The following is a 1,661-nucleotide window of genomic DNA, read 5'->3' as shown; positions in this document are numbered from 1 at the left end:
AACACACAGACCCTTACTTTTATCCTTAGAAAGGAGGTGATCCATCCCCACGTTCTCGTAGGGATACCTTGTTACGACTTCACCCCAGTTATTAGTCCTGCCTTCAGCAGCTTCCGTTTTTGAAACACTGATTTCGGGCATTACCAACTCCCATGGTGTGACGGGCGGTGTGTACAAGACCCGGGAACGTATTCACCGCAGCATTCTGATCTGCGATTACTAGCGATTCCAGCTTCATGTAGTCGAGTTGCAGACTACAATCCGAACTGAGACGTTATTTTTGAGATTCGCTTGACCTCGCGGTTTTGCTTCTCTTTGTTTACGCCATTGTAGCACGTGTGTGGCCCAAGTCATAAGGGGCATGATGATTTGACGTCATCCCCGCCTTCCTCCAGGTTATCCCTGGCAGTCTCGTCAGAGTGCCCAACTCAATGCTGGCTACTGACAATAAGGGTTGCGCTCGTTGCGGGACTTAACCCAACATCTCACGACACGAGCTGACGACAACCATGCACCACCTGTCTCCGATGCTCCGAAGAGAAGAAACGGTTAAGTTTCCGTCATCGGGATGTCAAGACTTGGTAAGGTTCTTCGCGTTGCTTCGAATTAAACCACATGCTCCACCGCTTGTGCGGGTCCCCGTCAATTCCTTTGAGTTTCATTCTTGCGAACGTACTCCCCAGGTGGAATACTTAATGCGTTTGCGGCGGCACCGGCAGGCTTCGCCTGCCGACACCTAGTATTCATCGTTTACTGCGTGGACTACCAGGGTATCTAATCCTGTTTGCTACCCACGCTTTCGAGCCTCAACGTCAGTTGCTGTCCAGTAAGTCGCCTTCGCCTCTGGTGTTCTTCCTGATATCTACGCATTTCACCGCTACACCAGGAATTCCGCTTACCCCTCCAGTACTCTAGACTGACAGTTTCCAAAGCAATTCCGCGGTTAAGCCGCGGGATTTCACTTCAGACTTGCCATTCCGTCTGCGCTCCCTTTACACCCAGTAAATCCGGATAACGCTTGCCCCCTACGTATTACCGCGGCTGCTGGCACGTAGTTAGCCGGGGCTTCTTAGTCAGGTACTGTCATTATCTTCCCTGCTGATAGAGCTTTACATACCGAAATACTTCTTCACTCACGCGGCGTCGCTGCATCAGAGTTTCCTCCATTGTGCAATATCCCCCACTGCTGCCTCCCGTAGGAGTTTGGGCCGTGTCTCAGTCCCAATGTGGCCGTTCACCCTCTCAGGTCGGCTACTGATCGTCGCTTTGGTAGGCCGTTACCCTGCCAACTGGCTAATCAGACGCGGGTCCATCTTACAGTGATAAATCTTTTCACCCTGTACCATGCGGTACTGTGTGCTTATGCGGTATTATCAGCCGTTTCCAGCTGCTATCCCCCTCTGTAAGGCAGGTTACCCACGTGTTACTCACCCGTCCGCCACTAAGTTTCTATATCAATCCGAAGAAATCAATAAAAACTCCGTTCGACTTGCATGTGTTAGGCACGCCGCCAGCGTTCATCCTGAGCCAGGATCGAACTCTCATCTTAAATAAGCACGGTTCTTACGAACCGTTAAGTTCTTTCCGTTCAGAACGAAGCTATGCTTTGTTCTCACGTTATTTACTGCGAATAAATTCGCTTTGAGTTTCTTAAACTCTTT

Annotated in this window: 1 rRNA gene; it reads right to left on the bottom strand. The window is 50.3% G+C overall.

Annotation, left to right across the window (positions count from 1 at the left end):
* Positions 1-29: 29 nt before the first annotated feature.
* Positions 30-1,549: ribosomal RNA gene (locus tag ACTNEN_RS13260) — 16S ribosomal RNA — on the bottom strand.
* Positions 1,550-1,661 lie beyond the last annotated feature (112 nt).

Origin of the sequence: Oribacterium sp. HCP28S3_H8 (assembly GCF_052064775.1) — a bacterium.
Classification (GTDB): Bacteria; Bacillota; Clostridia; order Lachnospirales; family Lachnospiraceae; genus Oribacterium.
This window is presented reverse-complemented; position numbering and strand designations above follow the sequence as displayed.